The organism is Mesorhizobium sp. P170090 (genome assembly GCF_057786115.1).
On the sequence record NZ_JBYNWH010000001.1, the window covers coordinates 1,109,208 to 1,125,829 of the forward strand.

Sequence of the window (16,622 nt, forward strand, 5' to 3'; positions counted from 1 at the left end):
TACTGGTGCTGTTACTTAGAATGATTGCACTCAGCTCCCGTCCGACGACATCGCGCCGAGCAGCCTGCGTATATCGCCGAACCTGGCGATCGAGCCGAACACCAGTGCCGCCACCGCGACGAAGAACACCGACACCGAAGCCATGGTCGGCGTGTAGCCGTAGCGCAGCGCGTTGAAGATCTTGATCGGCAGCGTCTCGGTGGTGAAGCCGATCGTCATGTAGGCGACGATGTATTCGTTGAGCGACAAGACGAAGGCGAAGGCGTAACCCGAGACGAGGTAGGGCAGGATCAGCGGCAGCACCACGGTCTTCAGCACCGTGCGATCATCGGCGCCCATGGTCGCCGCAGCCTCGACCAATGAGCGGTCGATCGAGGCAAAGCCGAGCGACAGGGTCACCAGCGGCAGCGTCACGAAGAAGATGGCGTGGCTGATTATGGCGGTGAAGAACTGGCCGAACAGCCCGACCGTCGCCCAGAAGGAGAGGAAGCCGAGCGCGGTGATGACCGGCGGTAGGATGAAGGGGGCAAGCCCCAGCACCTGGAAAATGTTCGCCCATGGCGCGATGCGCCGCCACAGGAACCAGGCCAGCGGCAGCGCCACCGCCACGGCAATCGCGGCCGAACAGACGGCCAGCGTCACCGAATGGATCAGCGCCAGACGCCATTCCGGATCGGTGAAGATCTGGGCGTACCAGGCGAGCGAGAAGCCGACCGGCGGGAAGCTGAGCTCCTGCCGCGAATTCACCGACACGCCGGCGACGACGATCAGCGGCGCCGCCAGGAACAGCGCGACGATGGTGAAATAGACACGGCGCAGCAAGGTCGCGGTCATAGGGCGTTCTCCCTTCGTCCGACGAGCAGCGTCAGTCCGACCAGCGCCAGCGAGATCAGCACCAGGAACACCGCCATTGCGGCCGCGAACGGCATGTTGGACTGGTAGATCGCCTGGTCGGTGATCAGCACCGACAGCGTCCAGTGCTGCGGCCGTCCCAGAATCTGCGGCAAAAGATAGGAGCCGAGGGCGAATACGAAAACCATGATCAGCGTCGCCACGATGGTGTTTCTGAGCGCCGGCGCGACGACGTTGAAGAAGGCGCGGATCGGCGAGGCGCCGAGCGTGCGCGCTGCCTCGAGTAATGTCGGGTCGAGGCGCACGAGGGCGGGGTACAGCACCAGGATCGTATAGGGCAGCGCCTGGTAGACCATGGCGGTCAGCACCGCGCCAAAGGTCGGCAGCAGCGCCACCGGCTTGTCCATCAGCCCGATCGCCACGAACAAATTGGTGATGCCGGCGGTGCGCGAAAACAGCGTCGACCAGGCAAAGCCGATAATGACTTCCGACAGCGACAGCACCGACAGGAGGCCGACCAGCCACAGCGTCTGCACGCGGCGCTGCCGACGGGTCAAAAGGTAGGTGAAGGGGAAGGCGATGGCGACGCAGCAGACGGCGACCAGCACCGCCAGCATCAGCGAAAAGCCGAGCACGCCGCCGAAGAACACCGACAGGAAGCGGGCGTAATTGTCGAACACGAAGTCCGGCGTGTAGAAACCGGACGGGTTGCGTTTGAAGAAGCTGACCGCGATCATCGTCGAGAACGGCACGACGAAGAAGACGACCAGCATCAGCGCCGGAAAGAACAGCGGCGTGTAGTCGGCTATCGACTTCGGGGCTTCGCGTCTCATGCGCCGAGCACCACGCAGCTTGCCGGCGGCAATGTTACGCCGACCTTGGCGCCGACCGGCACGTCATGCCGCTCGCGCGGCGTCGTCACCGCAATGATGCTGGTGCCGCCGACGTCGACGAAGGTCTCGATGGTGCCGCCGAGATCGCGCACGAAACTCACCTCGCCGGTGATGGCCGAGCCGCCGGGGCTGCCGAGATGCACATCCTCGGGGCGGACCGATACAGAAGCTTTGGTCTGACCCGCCGGCATGGCAAGACCTGGAATGGCTGTGCCCAGAATGGTGGTGCGCCCGGTGCTGTCGATCTCGGCCGGCAGCAGATTGGTGATGCCGATGAAGTCCGCGACGAAGGCGTCGGCCGGCTTGCGGTAGATCTCGATTGGCGGCGCCGCCTGCAGGATCCTGCCGTGGCCCATGACGACGACGAGGTCGGCCATGGTCATGGCTTCGCGCTGGTCGTGGGTGACGACGATGGTGGTGATGCCCAACCGCTGCTGCAACTGGCGCAGTTCTACCTGCATGGCCTCGCGCAGTTTGGCGTCGAGCGCCGACAGCGGCTCGTCGAGCAGGAACAGTTTCGGCGACAGCGCCAAGGCCCGCGCAATTGCCACGCGCTGGCGCTGACCGCCCGATAGTTTGGCCACCGGACGGTCGGCAAAGCCGGTCAGATGGATGAGGCCCAGCAACTCGTCGACGCGTTTCTTCTGCTCCTCCTTCGAGGCGCCGCGAATGCGCAGCGCATAGGCGATGTTGTCGCCGACGGAGAGATGCGGAAACAGCGCCAGCGACTGGAACACCATGCCGAGATTGCGCTTGTGCGTCGGCAAAGGCGTGATGTCCTCGCCGTCGAGCACGATGGCGCCGCTGGTCGGCTCCTCCAGTCCGGCAATCATGCGCAGCAGCGTGGTCTTGCCGCAGCCCGACGGGCCGAGCAGGCACACGAACGTGCCATGCGGCACGTTGAGCTGGACATTGTCGACGGCGGCGAAGTTGCCGAATTTTTTGGTGACGGCGTTGATGTCTAGTCCGGACATGCTCATCCCTCTCAGGCTGTGCGCTGGAGCAATTCCAGGAAAAGTGTGTAACGGTTTTCCGTCCGGAATTGCTTACAAACAAGAAAGTTGGAGTAGGTCGCCGTTTCCATGAAACGGTGAACTGCTCTAACGGGCCGCCGGAGGAAATCCGGCGGCCGATCAGTTTTCAAGCGGAACGAACGGCTCAGCCGACGATGAGCTCGGTCCACTTCTGGTTGATCCAGTCGGCCTTCGACGTATAGAGGTCGTAGCGCGGGATGATCGGATCGATATCCGACGACACCGCGGCGAACTCTTCCGGCTTGAGATCGAGCACCTCTTTCTTCAGCGTCGGCGTGGTGCCGACCTTGCGCGACATCAGGCCCTGCATCGACGGCTGGCTCATATAGTCGATGAAGGCATGTGCCTCGTCGACCTTGGTCGAGGCGCGCGACAGCACCCAATTGCCGGAGTCCTGGATGCCGCCCTCTTTCGGGAAGGTCGAGCGGACATGGAAGCCGTCGGCGACCGCGAGGCCGGTAACGTCGTGATAATACTGGCCCATCGGGATCTCGCCCGACTTCAGCGCCTGCTCGAACTGCGCCTCGTCGCGATACCACAGCCGGACATTCGGCTTGAGCTCGGCGAGCTTTTCGAACGCCTTGTTCAGTCCGTCCTCGGTGTCGAGCGCATTGGTGCCGCCCATGAAGGTCTTGGCCGTCACTTCGAGCAGGAACGAGTTCGAGGCAAGCGCCAGCAGGCCGAGCTTGTCCTCATTGGCCTTGTCCCACAGCGTCTCCCATGAGGTCGGCGCATCCTTGTAGACATCGGTGTTGGAGACCAGCGTGATCCACCAGGCGACGGCGCCGATGCCGGCAACGCGACCATCCGGATATTTGTTGACGAAGCGCGGCAACAAATCGTTGTAGTGCTTGAACTTCGACGTATCGAGCGGCGTCCACAATTCGGTCGACTGGCCCTTCAGCGTCGAGGTCTGCGACATCATCGAAAGGTCCGCCGGGGCCTGGCCGGCCTTGGACGCCTGTTCGAGCTGCACCAGCCAGGCTTCGCCGGTCGGCTCGGCGACCGACTCGACCGCAATGCCGGTCGCCTTGGTAAAGTCGGGGAAGACGTGCTCGTCGAAGGATTTCTTGAAATAGCCGCCATAGACGCCGACCTTCAGCGACTTGTCCTGCGCGCGCAGGATCGACGGCATAGCGAGCACGCCGGCTGTAGCGAGGCCCGCACCAAGCACGCCGCGCCGTGTCAGGGATTTTCCCATCAGTCTGTTCATCTGGTTTCTCCTCAGTTGATGCCGTTCTATTCCGGCAGGTTCCCTTCACGCACTGTCGCCGCCTGGCGTCAGTGGGCCGCCGCTCGTTGTTCGAGCGTACGGGCGTATTGCGTCAGTGGAAAGCACATGACGAAGAAGATCAGCGCCACCAGCCCGTAGACCTTGAACGGTTCGAAGGTGGCGTTGTTGATGGCGTTGGAGGTTCTGACCAGCTCCTCGAAGCCGATGATCGAGGTCAGCGCCGTCGATTTGATCAACTGCACCAGGAAGCCGACGATCGGCGCCCTTGTGATCGAGAACGCCTGCGGCAGGATGATCAGCCTGAGCTCCTGCAGGCGGTGCAGGCCGAGGCTGGCGCCGGCATCCCACTGTCCCAGCGGCAGCGCATCGACGCCGCTGCGCCAGATCTCGGCCAGATAGGCGCTGGCGAAGAAGGTCAGGCCGAGCACCGCTGCCGTCCATGGCTCGATGCGCAGGCCGAGCATCGGCAGGCCGAAGAACATCAGGAACAGCTGCATCAACAGCGGCGTTCCCTGGAACAGGGCGATGTAGCCGGAAGCGACCCGCTGGCTCCATTTATTCTCTGCGATCCTGAAGAACAGCACGATCAGCCCGACCAGCGCCCCGCCGACAAAGGCCGCCAGCGACAACAGCACCGTCCAGCGGGCGGCGAGCAGCAGATTGCGAACGATGTCCCAGAAGGTGAATTCGATCATGTGACACCTGCCCCCAATACGCGGCGCCCGCCTGTGACCAGCAGCCGGCGCAAGGCCATGGACAGGACGAGGTAGACCAGGGTCACGACGAAATAGGTTTCGAAGGACCGGAAGGTGCGGGCTTGCAGCATGTCGGCCTCATAGGTCAGCTCGCGCACGGCGATCTGCGACACCACGGCCGATTCCAGCATCATGATGACGATCTGGCTGGTCAGCGCCGGGTAGATCACCTTGAGCGCCTGCGGCAGCACGATCTTGACAAACACCTGGCGTGGCCGAAGCCCGAGTGCCAAGGCGGCTTCCGTCTGTCCGCCGGGCACGGCATCGAGGCCGGCGCCGACGATTTCAATCGTGTAGGCCGCCATGTTGAGCGTCATTGCCAGCATGGCGGCCAGGATCGGATCGAGCCTTATGCCGAGGCTGGGCAGGCCGAAGAAGATGAAGAACAGCTGCACCAGGAACGGCGTGTTGCGCATCACCTCGACATAGACCGCGATGGCGCGCTTCACGAATACCGGGCCGTTGCGCCGGCCGGCAGCGCCCAGGATACTGAGCAGCGTGCCCACGAGCGTGGTCACGACGATCAACAGGATCGTCGTGGCCGCGCCGCGCGCGATGTCGCCCACAGCACCTGGGAGCCAGGCAAAGGCCACGAGAACTCAATCCTTGAGGTTGTCGGGATTGAGCGGCGTCTTCAGCCAGGCCTTCGAGCTCTCATCGAGCTTGCCGTCGGCCAGCATCTTGGCAACCGCATCATTGACCGCCGTCTTCAGCCGGTCCTCTTTCTTGTTGAGGCCGATATGCGAAGGCGAGGTCAAGAGCTGGAACTTCTGCTCCGGCTTCAGCGCGTCCTGCTTGGCCAGCACCTGCGCGCCGACATCATTGCCGACCACCATCAGCTGCGTCTGGCCGGAGATGAAGGCTTGGATGACGGAGTTGTAGTTGTCGAAGCGCTTGATGTCGGCCGATGCCGGCGCCGCCTCGGTCAGCGACGTATCCTCCAGCGTGCCTCGGTTGACGGCGATCGACTTGTCGGCGAGATCTTCCTTGCCTTTGACCGAAAGCGCTGCCGGACCGATGACGGCGATGTAGTAGGGCGCATAGGCGGCGGCGAAATCGATCACCTCCTCGCGCTCCTTGGAATAGCCGACGCTCATCAGGATATCGACGCGCTTGTCGGTGAGATACGGGATGCGGTTCTGGCCGGTGACGCTGACCAGATTGAGCTTCACCTTGAGTGAATCGGCGATCGCCTGCGCGACGTCGACGTCGTAACCCTTGATGCTCATATCGGCGCTGGCCGAGGAGAAGGGCGGAAAGTCGGAGAAGATGCCGACATTGATGGCGCCGGCCTTGGTGATGTCGTCGACGGCATCGGCATGGGCCTGGGAGGCGAAGCCGAGGCCGGCGAGCATCAGCGCGGCGGCGATGGTTGATTTCATTTGGATTGTCATTGGTATTCCCCTTCTGGAAGCTTGTTTGTTTTGGAAACGGCCGCCGGCTCCAGCGCGGCGGCCGCCTTTGCGTGTGAAATCCGTCAGGCCCCCTTGCCGGTGATCGCCGAGCTGAACACCATCAGGCTCAGGATCTCGAACAGGACCTGGGCGCCGACATGGGCGGTGTTGGTGGTCGCGTCATATTGCGGCGCCACCTCGACGACGTCGCCGCCGATGATGTTGAGGCCTTTCAAGCCGCGCAGCAGTTCGAGCACCTCGCGCGTCGTCAGGCCGCCGATTTCCGGCGTGCCGGTGCCTGGCGCGAAGGCCGGATCGACACTGTCGACGTCGAAGGAAATGTAGGTCGGGCCGTCGCCGACGATTTTGCGCGCCTTCTCGATGATGGCGGGGATGCCGAGACCCGTCACCTCTTCGGCATGCACGACCGTCATGCCGGATTCGTAGGTGAACTCCCACAGATACTCGGCCGAGCCGCGGATGCCGATCTGGATGGTGCGGGCGGGGTCGAGCACGCCGTCCAGCACCGCGTTGCGGAACGGGCCGCCATGGTGGAACTTGGTCATGTCGAACAGCCCGCTTGTGTCGCAATGGGCATCGATGTGGATCATGCCGACCGGCGCCTTCTTGCCGACCGCCTTCAGGATCGGATGGCTGATCGAGTGGTCGCCGCCGACCGAAAGCGGCAGCACGCCGGCATCGACGATCTGGTTGGTGCGGCGCTCGATGTCTTCGTGGCTGACCTCCAGCCGGTAGCGGCTGCGGAACGGCGTATCGCCGATGTCGGCGACGCGCAGCTCATGCGTCGGCGCGCATTCCAGCACATGATTGTAAGGGCCGATGCGCTCGATGGCGCGCAGCGCCCTGGGTCCAAAGCGCGAGCCGGGCCGGTTGGTGACGCCGAGATCCATCGGCACGCCGATGATCGCCACCTGCAAATCGCCGAAATCCGGATTGTCGGCAGCGATTTCACGGTAGGGCGCGGCGAGGAAGGTGGGGATGCCGGCATAGGGCGCCAGCCTTGTGCCGCTCTTGGAGAAGATCTTGTCGGCGACCTTGCGGAACTTCGGGTCGAACATCTCGCCGCCATGGCTCTCGCCATACTTGCGGCGCAAGGCTTCCAGCTTGCCTCTGTCATAACCCATGTCGGTCTCCTCCTGCGGGCTGATGCATGCGGCCGTGGCGACATCTGCGAACTGACCATCATCCGGCCGGGTCGCTGTCCCGCTGGCTGCCTGTAGATTTTACGTCATTGATGCTGTTGACCTGCCAAAGTGTCCGGCAGCCGCATTGAAAAATCAATTGATATTGTTACGGTGCTGATTGTGAGAAAATCTCACAGAGTATCCGGTTGCTCATGGCCAAGCGTCTGCCCCCCTTGAATCCGTTGCGCGCCTTCGAGGCGACGGCGCGGCATGCCTCGCTGACCAAGGCGGCGAGTGAGCTCAACGTCACCCACGGCGCAATCAGCCACCAGATCAAGGCGCTCGAGCAATCACTCGGCGTAAAACTGTTCGAACGCACCGGACAGCGGGTAAAGCTCACCCCGCACGGCGCCGAATTGCTGCCGGCGGTCTCGACCGCCTTCGACGGCATCGCCGCCGCCACCCAGCGCATGACCAGGCCAGCCAGCGCCGGTACGCTGTCGGTCTCCTGCGTGCCGGCGCTGCTGCTTCTGTGGATGACGCCGCGGCTCGGCAGCTTCATGGCGCAATATCCTGATATCAGGTTGACGCTGATCCCGTCCAACGACCCCAAGGACATCCGCGCCCCACAGGTCGATGTCTGCGTGCTCTATGGCGACGGCAGCTGGACCGATTGCTGGATGCGCAAATGGTCGGGCCTCGAACTGTTCCCGGTGGTCAGCCCGACGCTGATCAACAACCGGCCGCTCCGCATCTGCCGGGATCTTGCTGGCCATGTCATCCTGCATGGCGATGATGGCCGCGAATGGCACACCTGGCTGGCCGCCGCCGATGGGCTCGACCTCGAACGTGGCCGCCGCCACCATCTCGGCGACGCCCGCACGGCGATCGAAGCCGCGGTGCACGGCCATGGCGTGGCGCTCGGCGATTCCGTCACAGCCAGCATGCTGCTCGCCAGGGGCCTGCTGGTGGCGCCGTTCAGCCTGTCGGTGCCGGCGGTCGACGATTTCTATGTCGTCTGCCGCAACGAGATGCGTTCGGCGCCGATCGTGCAATTGTTCGTCGACTGGCTGTTCGCCGAAAAGGAACAGGCCGACAGCCGCGCCGACGCGCCGGTGGCCGGCCGCATCGGCAGCCGCCGGAAGCGTCCGGCGCTGCGGGTGGTGGGCGCCAAGAGTTGAGGCTGGACCGGAGCGACTGCTTTTTGTCGGGCCAGCCCGGAAAGCGGGAGGCGCTTTCAAAAATTCAATGCTAATAAGCTCTTGCCGGGCAATTCCAGGAAAACTGTGCGGCGGTTTCCCGTCCGGAATTGCGTAAGAAGGACGTGAGCAGCGAAGGCGACGGCAGGACATGGCAAGAACTGATATAGCGCGGCGCGTCTACAACCACACCTGGAAGCTGGACCCGATCGTCCGCAGCCTGCTCGACACCGATTTCTACAAGCTTCTGATGCTGCAGATGATCTGGGGCATGTACCCCAAGGTCGACGCCACCTTTTCGCTGATCAACCGCACTACCTCGGTGCGGCTTGCCGACGACATCGACGAAGGCGAATTGCGCGACCAGCTCGACCATGCCCGCACGCTGCGCTTCTCCAAAAAGGAGATGATCTGGCTTGGCGGTAACAATTTCTATGGCCGCAAGCAGATCTTCGAGCCGGAATTCCTCGCCTGGCTGGAAGGTTTTCGGCTGCCCGACTACGAGCTCTCCAAGCGCGACGGTCAGTACGAGCTCTCCTTCAGCGGTCCCTGGATGTACACCACCCTGTGGGAAATCCCGGCGCTGGCGATCATCAATGAGCTTCGTTCCCGCGCCGCCATGCGCGCCTTCGGTCCCTTCGCGCTTGACGTGCTCTATGCACGCGCCAAGGGGAAGATGTGGGCCAAGACCGAACGCTTGAAGGCGCTGCCCGGCATCCGCATCTCCGATTTCGGCACCCGCCGCCGCCATTCCTTCCTGTGGCAGCGCTGGTGCGTCGAGGCGCTCAAGGAAGGCATTGGCGAAGCCTTCACCGGCACCTCGAACGTGCTGCTGGCGATGGACAACGACCTCGAAGCGCTCGGCACCAACGCGCATGAATTGCCGATGGTTTTTGCCGCCCTTGCCAAGTCGGAAAAGGAATTGAAGGAATCACCCTACAAGGTGCTGCAGGACTGGCAGCGCTATTACGGCGGCAACCTGCTGATCGTGCTGCCCGACGCTTTCGGCACCGCATCCTTCCTGCGCGACGCCCCGGACTGGGTCGCCGACTGGACCGGCTTCCGCCCCGACAGCGCGCCGCCGATCGAAGGCGGCGAAAAAATCATCGACTGGTGGCGCGAGAAGGGCAAGGACCCCAGGCAGAAGCTGCTGATCTTCTCCGACGGTCTCGAGGTCGAAACCATCGAGGAGACCTACAGGCACTTCAAGGGCAAGGTGCGCATGTCCTTCGGCTGGGGCACCAACCTCACCAACGATTTCGAAGGCTGCGCGCCGACCGAAACCAACAGCCTGGATGCGATATCGCTGGTCTGCAAGGTGACGGAGGCCAATGGCCGGCCGGCGGTGAAGCTGTCGGACAATCCGGCGAAAGCGACGGGCGACAAGAAGGAGATCGAGCGCTATCTCCGGATTTTTGGGGCGAAGGATCGCGTGGAGCAGCTGGTCAAGGTTTGAGGGTCGGCGGGTGCCTTGCTGGACGAAATGGAAATCGCGATAGCGTGAGTTCCCGCCCACCCCCCTCTGTCCTGCCGGACATCTCCCCCGCAAGGGGGGAGATTACCCCGTCATCTCCGCCTTCGCTAATCTCCGACGTTGCAAAGGAAGCGCCGGCAGGGCAACTGCCAATCTCCCCCCTTGAGGGGGAGATGTCCGGCAGGACAGAGGGGGGCGTCGTAGAGCGCGGCCGTCACCGGCCAACCCTTATCACCACCACCCTCACACTCCTCCCCACCCCCGCCCTCGCGCACGCCTCCGACCGCGGTCACGTCCTCCTCCTGCCGACCGGCTACTACATCGCCGGCGGCGCGCTTGCCGTCGCGGTAAGCTTCCTCGTTCTCGCCCTGCTGCCACCCGCAACCCTCCACCGCTTCTGGCGCCGCCGCCTGCCGCTCTTCCCATTCGCCGACACCCCTCGCACAATCATCAGCCTCATCTCCTTTGCCGGCTTCGCAACGCTCAACGCCGCCGGCCTGTTCGGCAGCCGCGATCCGCTCTCCAATCCGCTGCCGCTAACCATCTGGACGCTGCTCTGGGTCGGCCTTGCCATCGCGCAAGGCCTGTTCGGCGATCTCTGGTCGTGGCTGAACCCGTGGTATGGCCCGTGGCGGATCGTAAGCCGCCTGTTCAAGCTTCGTGGCGGTGAGGGACAGGAATCGCGTTTGCCTTCATGGCTCGGCTGCTGGCCAGCCGTTATCCTGTTCTTCGCCTTCGCCTGGTTCGAGCTGATCGACCCGGCGCCCGACGACCCGGCGCGGCTGGCCTATGCCGCCGGCCTCTACTGGTTGCTTACCTTCATCGCCATGCTCGCCTTCGGCTACCGCGATTGGAGCCGGCGCGGCGAATTCCTGACGGTGTTCTTCGCCATGGTGGCGCGCTTCGCCCTTGTCGAGCGCGATGAACACGGGCGGCTCGCTCTCTGCTGGCCGGGCTCAAAACTGCTCGGCGCAGCGCCCCTGCCGGCAAGCGGCATCGCTTTCCTGCTGCTCAGCCTGTCATCGGTGTCCTTCGACGGCCTGTCGAAAACCTTCTTCTGGCTCGGCCTGTCCGGCATCAACCCGCTGGAATATCCCGGCCGCACCGCGCTCATCGGCATAAGCAGCTTCGGCCTCGTGCTGACCTTCGTTCTGCTGGCGGCGGCATTCCTGCTGGCCGTCATACTCGGTCAGCGCCTTGCCGGCAGCCGACATTCCCACGGCGAGGCCGCCGGGCTGCTGGTCTGGTCGATCGTACCGATCGCGCTCGCCTATCATGTCGCGCACTATCTGACGGCGCTGCTGGTCGACGGCCAGTATGCGATCGCCGCTCTGTCCGACCCGTTCGCGCTGGGATGGAACCTGTTCGGCGCCGCCGACATGCAGATCGAGGCCGGTATCGTCGCCGGGGCCGACTCCGCCTGGTGGCTGTGGAACCTGCAGGCCGGCATCATCATCGCCGGGCACATGCTGGCGGTGCTCGTTGCCCATGGACTGGCCTGGCGACTGCACCAGGTGCCATCGCGCGCCGCCCTCAGCCAGTTGCCGCTCACCATGCTGATGATTGCCTACACGATCTTCGGCCTGTGGTTGCTTGCCACGCCGACGGCCGGATGAGACAAGCTGATCCACATGCCTTTGCGGAAAGCCCGCTTGCAAGCTCTGTGCTTTGGTGATTTAGTTTGTACACATGCAATTTCTGCCCCTCCTGCAAGGGAGTGGCCTTGCCTCGTTACAGACAGTCAAAACTCAAAAACAGGGGAACTGCCGTGACTGACAAGAATGGGTTTTTCGATCTCTCCAAATCCACCCTTAGCCGCCGCACCGCGCTGAAAGGTCTCGCCGCCGGCGCCGGGCTGACGCTCGCGCCCGGCTTCGTCCGCTACAGCCAGGCGCAGAGTTCAGCGCCAATCAAGATCGGCTTCCAGTCGCACCGCACCGGCATCGGCGCCGCCTATGGCCGCTGGTATGAAAAGACCAGTGCCGCCGCGGTCAAGGCGATCAACGACGCCGGCGGCATCAACGGCCGGCCTGTCGAACTGGTGATCGAGGATGACGGCACCGATCCCGGCCGTGGCGCCGAGGTGGTCGGCAAGTTCGCCACCCAGCACAAGACCGACATCGTCTTCGGCACGCTGTTCTCGCATGTGGTGATCGGCTCGGCGCCGGCCGCCGGCGAAAACAAGATCCCGTATTTCGTCGTCAGCGAAGGCCACCACGTCGCTTCGACCAAGCTCAACCGCTACGTCTTCCAGCCTGGCATCACCGATGTGAAGAGCCAGATCCAGTCGATGGCGCCGTGGATCGCGGCCAATGCCGGCAAGAAGGTGACGCAGATCTTCCCGGATTTCGCCTTCGGCTACGACCATCGCGACTACCTGCCGCCGGCGCTGAAGGCGCAAGGCGCCGAGGTCATCGCCCAGATCGCCATCCCGCCGACAGAGTCGTCTTTCACGAAATACTTCCCGCAGATACCCGCCGAGACCGAAGTCATCTACCACGTGATGGTCGGCCCGGCCGTGCTCACCTTCGTCAAGGAACTCGGCGAGTTCTACGGCTCCAACCGGCCGCAACTGTTCGGCTTCATCGATTCGCTCGAAGCCACCGACATCAACAGCCCCGGCCTCGAATTCCTGGACGGCAGCCATTTCTGGGAAGGTTCGCCGCGCTATGCGCAGGCCAATGACTCGGCCGCCCAGAAAGCCTACCGCGCCGCTGTCGGCATCGACGACAATGGGGCTGCCGTTGGCGACCCCAAGGACGTCTCCACCGCCGCCCACATGTTCGGCTGCTGGGAGACGCTCTATGTCGTCAAGAAGGCGATGGAAGATGCCGGCTACAAGGGCCCGGAAGACCGCGCCAAGCTGGTCGAGGCGACCGAGGCTCTGACCGAATTCGCCGAAGGCCCGGAGCATCCGCAAGGCCCCAAGACCTTCAACGGCAAGATCCACCAGTGTTTTGGCATCCAGAACATCTCCAAGGTCGAAGGCGGCAAGATGAAGGTCGTCCACAAGACCAAGATCGAGGACGGGCTTTACGAGGCCGAAGGGGATTATACGACGCAGGCGCTGTGAGGCGCCTTACCCTCCCCCTTGTGGGGAGGGTCGGCACGCAAGCTTCGCACTTTTGCGAAGCTTGCGAGACGGGGTGGGGGTCGCGACGGCCCGTGCCCAACCCCCACCCGACCGCTGCGCGGTCACCCTCCCCACAAGGGGAGGGTAAGGGCGCCCTGAATGCATTTCGGACCCCATCTCCTCCTCGCCGCCCTCGAAGGCCTTGTCACCTCAGCCGTGCTGGCGCTGACGGCGCTTGGGCTGTCGCTGGTGTTCGGCGTCATGCGCGTCGTCAACGTCGCCCATGGCGAGTTCTTCATGCTGGGCGCGGTGCTGGCCTGGGCGATCTCGACGGCGATACCCGGCCATCCCACGCTCGGCTTCCTGGCGGCGCTGGTGATTGCGCCGCTGATTGTCGGCGCCATTGCGCTGGTAGCCGAGCGGCTTGTGCTGCGGCGGCTCAATTACAATCCGGAAGCCACCATCGTCGCCACGATCGGCATGCTCTACATCATCCAGCAGCTGGCGTTGAGCTTCTATGGCCCGGAAGCCCGCCCGGTGGAGCCGCCCTTCAGCTACCGCATCCTTTTGCCCTGGTTCGGCTATTCCGGCTACAAGCTGTCGATCATTGCCGCTTCGGCCCTTCTGCTCATCGCCACCTGGCTGGTGCTGACGCGCACCAAGATCGGCCTCATCATGCGCGCCACCCAATATGACAGCGAGACGGCGCAGGCCTTCGGCATTCCGGTCGCCCGCGTCTATGCCGGCGTCTTCGCGCTCGGCGCCATGCTGGCGGCCATCGCCGCCGTGCTGATCGTGCCGATCAGTCAGGCGCACTACCTGATGGGGCAGGACCCGCTGCTGTTGTCCTTCATCGTCGTCATCATCGGCGGCCTCGGCTCGCTGCGCGGCACCGTCGTTGCCGCCGTGCTGATCGGCCTGTCCGATGGCATCATCTCGGTGTTCTTCTCGCCGACTTTGGCCAAGATCATAGCCACGCTGCTGGTGGCCATGGTGCTGGTGTTCAGGCCGCAAGGCCTGTTCGGGCAGGCGCCGCGATGAGCGAAGCTTCGCCGGCAAAAGCGTATGCATTGCATATCGGCGCCATCGCGCTACTGTTTGCGCTGAGCTTCGTCCTGCCCGACTACCATCATGGCCTGCTGGCCCGCATCATGGTGCTGGCGGTGTTCGCCATGGGCTACAACATGCTGTTCGGCTATGTCGGCCTGCTCAGCCTCGGCCACGCCATGTTCTTCGCCGCCGGGCTCTATGGCGCTGGTCTCGCGGTCATCCATCTCGGCTGGAGCGTGCCTTTGGCTTTCCTCGCCGGCATCGCCTGCGGCGCGCTGCTGGCCCTGGTGATCGGCCTGCTGGCGCTGCGCACCACCGGCGTCGCCTTCATGATCGTCACCATGATGTTCGCGCAGGTGTTTTACCTCGTCATCCTCTATTTCGCCGCCTGGACCGGCGGCGACCAGGGTCTGGTCGTGCCGCAGCCGGCGCGGGTTCTGGCCTTCGGCGCGACATCGCTCGACCTAACCAACCCGACCGTGCGCTACATGAGCGCGCTGGCGCTGTTCTCGGTCGTGCTGCTGATCACCCTCGCCATCGTCCGCTCCCGCTATGGCCGCGTGCTGGTCGCGGTGCGCGAGAACGAGGAGCGCACGAAAATGCTGGGCTACGACACCTTCTCCAACAAGCTGATCGCCGTCGTCGTCTCCGGCACCATCTGCGCCGCCTCGGGTGCGGCCTATGCGCTGCTGTTCGGCTATGTCGGCTCGAGCTTTGCCTCGGTGCAGTATTCCATCCTGCCGCTGCTCTGGGTGCTGCTCGGCGGCGCCGCCACGACGCTGGGCGCGCTGCTCGGCACGGTGTTCATGTACTATGTCATCGACACCGCCAGCGGCTACACCTCCGCCTATCTCCTGATCGTCGGTATTGCGCTCATCCTGCTGGTGCTGTTTTTCCCCAAAGGCATTCTGGGCACCATCCGCCAGCGCTGGCTCGGGTGGCTCCCATGATGCCGTTGCTGACCACCAAAGGCCTGGCGCGCAGTTTCGGCGGCCTGCGCGCCGTCGACGGTGTCGATTTTCAGCTGATGCCGGGCGAGATCCGCGCCGTCATCGGCCCCAATGGCGCCGGCAAAACCACCTTCGTCAGCCTGGTCAGCGGCCGCATTCAGCCATCGTCCGGCATGATCGTCTTCGACGGCGCCGACATCACCAGCCAGCCGGCCTATCTCAGGGTGCGCCGGGGCATCGCCTACACCTTCCAGATCACCAGCGTCTTCGCCAACCTCTCTGCCTACGATAATGTCGCGCTGCCGGTGCAGCGCACGCTGACCGATGCCCGCTCGAAAGGTGCGGTGCGCACCGGCGTCATGGCCGCGCTGGAACGCACCGGACTGGCCGGCCGCGCCCATATGCCGGCCGGCCAGCTTTCCTACGGCCATCAGCGCCTGCTGGAAGTGGCAATGGGCCTGGCGCTGAAGCCGCGGCTTTTGATCCTCGACGAGCCGACGCAAGGGCTGGCCGACAGCGAGATCGACAATTTCATCGACCTGGTGCGCGAGATCGCCAAGAGCGCCACCGTGCTTTTGATCGAGCACAACATGCCTGTCGTCATGCAACTGGCCGACCGCATCACCGTCTTCAACGCCGGCAGGATCCTGGCCGAAGGCACGCCCGAACAGGTCCGCGCCAACACACAGGTGCAGGAAGCCTATCTGGGAACGGCGGCATGAGCGAAGCCCCCAAAACTGATACCCACACGACTGAAGCGCTGACCATCTCCGGGCTCGACTGCTTCTATGGCGAGGTTCAGGTGCTCTACGGTCTTGATCTCGTGCTCAACAAGGGCGAGGTGCTGTGCCTGTTCGGTCGCAACGGCGCCGGCAAGACGACGACGCTGAAAGCGACCATGGGGCTGGTTCGGTCGAGCGCCGGTTCGATCCGGCTCGCCGGCAAGGAGTTGACCGGCCTGCCGGCGCATGAGGTGCCCAAGGCCGGCGTCGCCTATGTGCCGCAAGGCAGGCGGCTGTTCGCCGAGATGACGGTGGCGGAAAACATCGAGATCGGCCTGATGGCGCGCGGCAAGGGAAGAGCGACGCGCGAGAGCGTGCTCGACCTCTTCCCGTTGCTGCGCCAGCGGCTGCGGCAGCGCTCCGGCACTTTGTCCGGTGGCGAACAGCAGATGTTGGCCATGGCCCGCGCGCTTTGTCTGGAGCCGCAGGTGCTGTTGCTAGACGAGCCGACGGAGGGGCTGATGCCGTCGATGATCGCCAAAATCCGCGAGACGGTGGTGAAGCTGCGTGAGCTAGGTGTCTCCACCATTCTGGTCGAACAGCGCGTCGACGCCGTGCTGTCCGTCGCCGACCGCGTCTGCTTCATCGAGAACGGCCGCAACCGCGAGACCGTCGATGTCGAACAGCTTCGCGCCGATCCGTCGGCGGTGCGCCGATATGTAGGGGTGGGATAGACTTTACCCTCCCCCTTGTGGGGGTCCGAAGGACGGGCGAGACCCGTGGCTCGCCCCGGCAAGTGGCTGCGAAGCAGCCGGGTGGGGGCGGCACCGACCCCCACCCGGACCTT

The 16,622-nt window shown here is 64.0% G+C and carries 16 protein-coding genes; 8 read left to right on the plus strand and 8 right to left on the minus strand.

The genetic code is table 11. From position 1 onward, the window contains the following. Positions 1-30 precede the first annotated feature (30 nt). The 8 genes from AC3EML_RS05605 to speB form a co-directional block, all read right to left on the minus strand. Positions 31-834: an ABC transporter permease gene (locus tag AC3EML_RS05605; RefSeq protein ID WP_023671272.1), complete on the minus strand. Its 804-nt coding sequence runs from the start codon at positions 832-834 to the stop codon at positions 31-33. Further along, a complete protein-coding gene (locus AC3EML_RS05610) occupies positions 831-1,685 on the minus strand; it encodes an ABC transporter permease (protein WP_352520597.1) in 855 nt (284 codons plus the stop codon). Before AC3EML_RS05610 ends, AC3EML_RS05605 begins: the two co-directional genes overlap by 4 nt. Beyond that, positions 1,682-2,719: an ABC transporter ATP-binding protein gene (locus tag AC3EML_RS05615; RefSeq protein WP_023671274.1), complete on the minus strand. Its 1,038-nt coding sequence runs from the start codon at positions 2,717-2,719 to the stop codon at positions 1,682-1,684. The genes AC3EML_RS05610 and AC3EML_RS05615 overlap by 4 nt, the downstream gene beginning before the upstream one ends. Before the next feature lie 184 nt (positions 2,720-2,903). Then, positions 2,904-3,992, minus strand: coding sequence for an ABC transporter substrate-binding protein (locus tag AC3EML_RS05620; protein WP_488505166.1), 1,089 nt, complete (start codon positions 3,990-3,992; stop codon positions 2,904-2,906). A 68-nt stretch (positions 3,993-4,060) separates the two neighbouring features. Continuing rightward, the gene (locus tag AC3EML_RS05625) at positions 4,061-4,708 is read right to left on the minus strand and encodes an amino acid ABC transporter permease (protein ID WP_023739697.1); all 648 of its coding nucleotides are present in this window, start codon (positions 4,706-4,708) and stop codon (positions 4,061-4,063) included. Beyond that, entirely contained in the window at positions 4,705-5,361 is a 657-nt protein-coding gene (locus AC3EML_RS05630; RefSeq protein ID WP_023683571.1) for an amino acid ABC transporter permease, read from the minus strand. Before AC3EML_RS05630 ends, AC3EML_RS05625 begins: the two co-directional genes overlap by 4 nt. Positions 5,362-5,367: 6 nt before the next feature. Next, a complete protein-coding gene (locus AC3EML_RS05635) occupies positions 5,368-6,162 on the minus strand; it encodes a transporter substrate-binding domain-containing protein (RefSeq protein WP_023739695.1) in 795 nt (264 codons plus the stop codon). Between the two features lie 83 nt (positions 6,163-6,245). After that, complete coding sequence (gene speB / locus AC3EML_RS05640; RefSeq protein WP_352520596.1) at positions 6,246-7,307, minus strand: agmatinase; 1,062 nt, start codon at positions 7,305-7,307, stop codon at positions 6,246-6,248. A gap of 212 nt (positions 7,308-7,519) precedes the next feature. Here speB and gcvA point away from each other — a divergent pair, with 212 nt between their 5' ends. From gcvA to AC3EML_RS05680, 8 genes are all read left to right on the plus strand, one after another. Continuing rightward, the gene (gene gcvA, locus AC3EML_RS05645; RefSeq protein ID WP_023671280.1) at positions 7,520-8,488 is read left to right on the plus strand and encodes a transcriptional regulator GcvA; all 969 of its coding nucleotides are present in this window, start codon (positions 7,520-7,522) and stop codon (positions 8,486-8,488) included. 169 nt (positions 8,489-8,657) lie between these two features. Next, a complete protein-coding gene (gene pncB / locus AC3EML_RS05650) occupies positions 8,658-9,962 on the plus strand; it encodes a nicotinate phosphoribosyltransferase (protein WP_023683568.1) in 1,305 nt (434 codons plus the stop codon). Positions 9,963-10,153: 191 nt separating this feature from the next. Then, positions 10,154-11,596, plus strand: a complete 1,443-nt coding sequence (locus tag AC3EML_RS05655; RefSeq protein ID WP_027049172.1) for a hypothetical protein — start codon at positions 10,154-10,156, stop codon at positions 11,594-11,596. A 152-nt stretch (positions 11,597-11,748) separates the two neighbouring features. Beyond that, positions 11,749-13,053: an ABC transporter substrate-binding protein gene (locus AC3EML_RS05660; RefSeq protein WP_023671283.1), complete on the plus strand. Its 1,305-nt coding sequence runs from the start codon at positions 11,749-11,751 to the stop codon at positions 13,051-13,053. A 159-nt stretch (positions 13,054-13,212) separates the two neighbouring features. Then, positions 13,213-14,094 carry a branched-chain amino acid ABC transporter permease gene (locus tag AC3EML_RS05665; RefSeq protein WP_023683565.1) on the plus strand — a complete coding sequence of 294 codons (882 nt, stop codon included), beginning with the start codon at positions 13,213-13,215 and terminating at the stop codon, positions 14,092-14,094. Then, entirely contained in the window at positions 14,091-15,053 is a 963-nt protein-coding gene (locus tag AC3EML_RS05670) for a branched-chain amino acid ABC transporter permease (RefSeq protein ID WP_352510614.1), read from the plus strand. The genes AC3EML_RS05665 and AC3EML_RS05670 overlap by 4 nt, the downstream gene beginning before the upstream one ends. Further along, complete coding sequence (locus AC3EML_RS05675) at positions 15,050-15,775, plus strand: ABC transporter ATP-binding protein (RefSeq protein ID WP_023695898.1); 726 nt, start codon at positions 15,050-15,052, stop codon at positions 15,773-15,775. The genes AC3EML_RS05670 and AC3EML_RS05675 overlap by 4 nt, the downstream gene beginning before the upstream one ends. Beyond that, positions 15,772-16,509, plus strand: coding sequence for an ABC transporter ATP-binding protein (locus AC3EML_RS05680; RefSeq protein WP_023736901.1), 738 nt, complete (start codon positions 15,772-15,774; stop codon positions 16,507-16,509). The genes AC3EML_RS05675 and AC3EML_RS05680 overlap by 4 nt, the downstream gene beginning before the upstream one ends. Positions 16,510-16,622 lie beyond the last annotated feature (113 nt).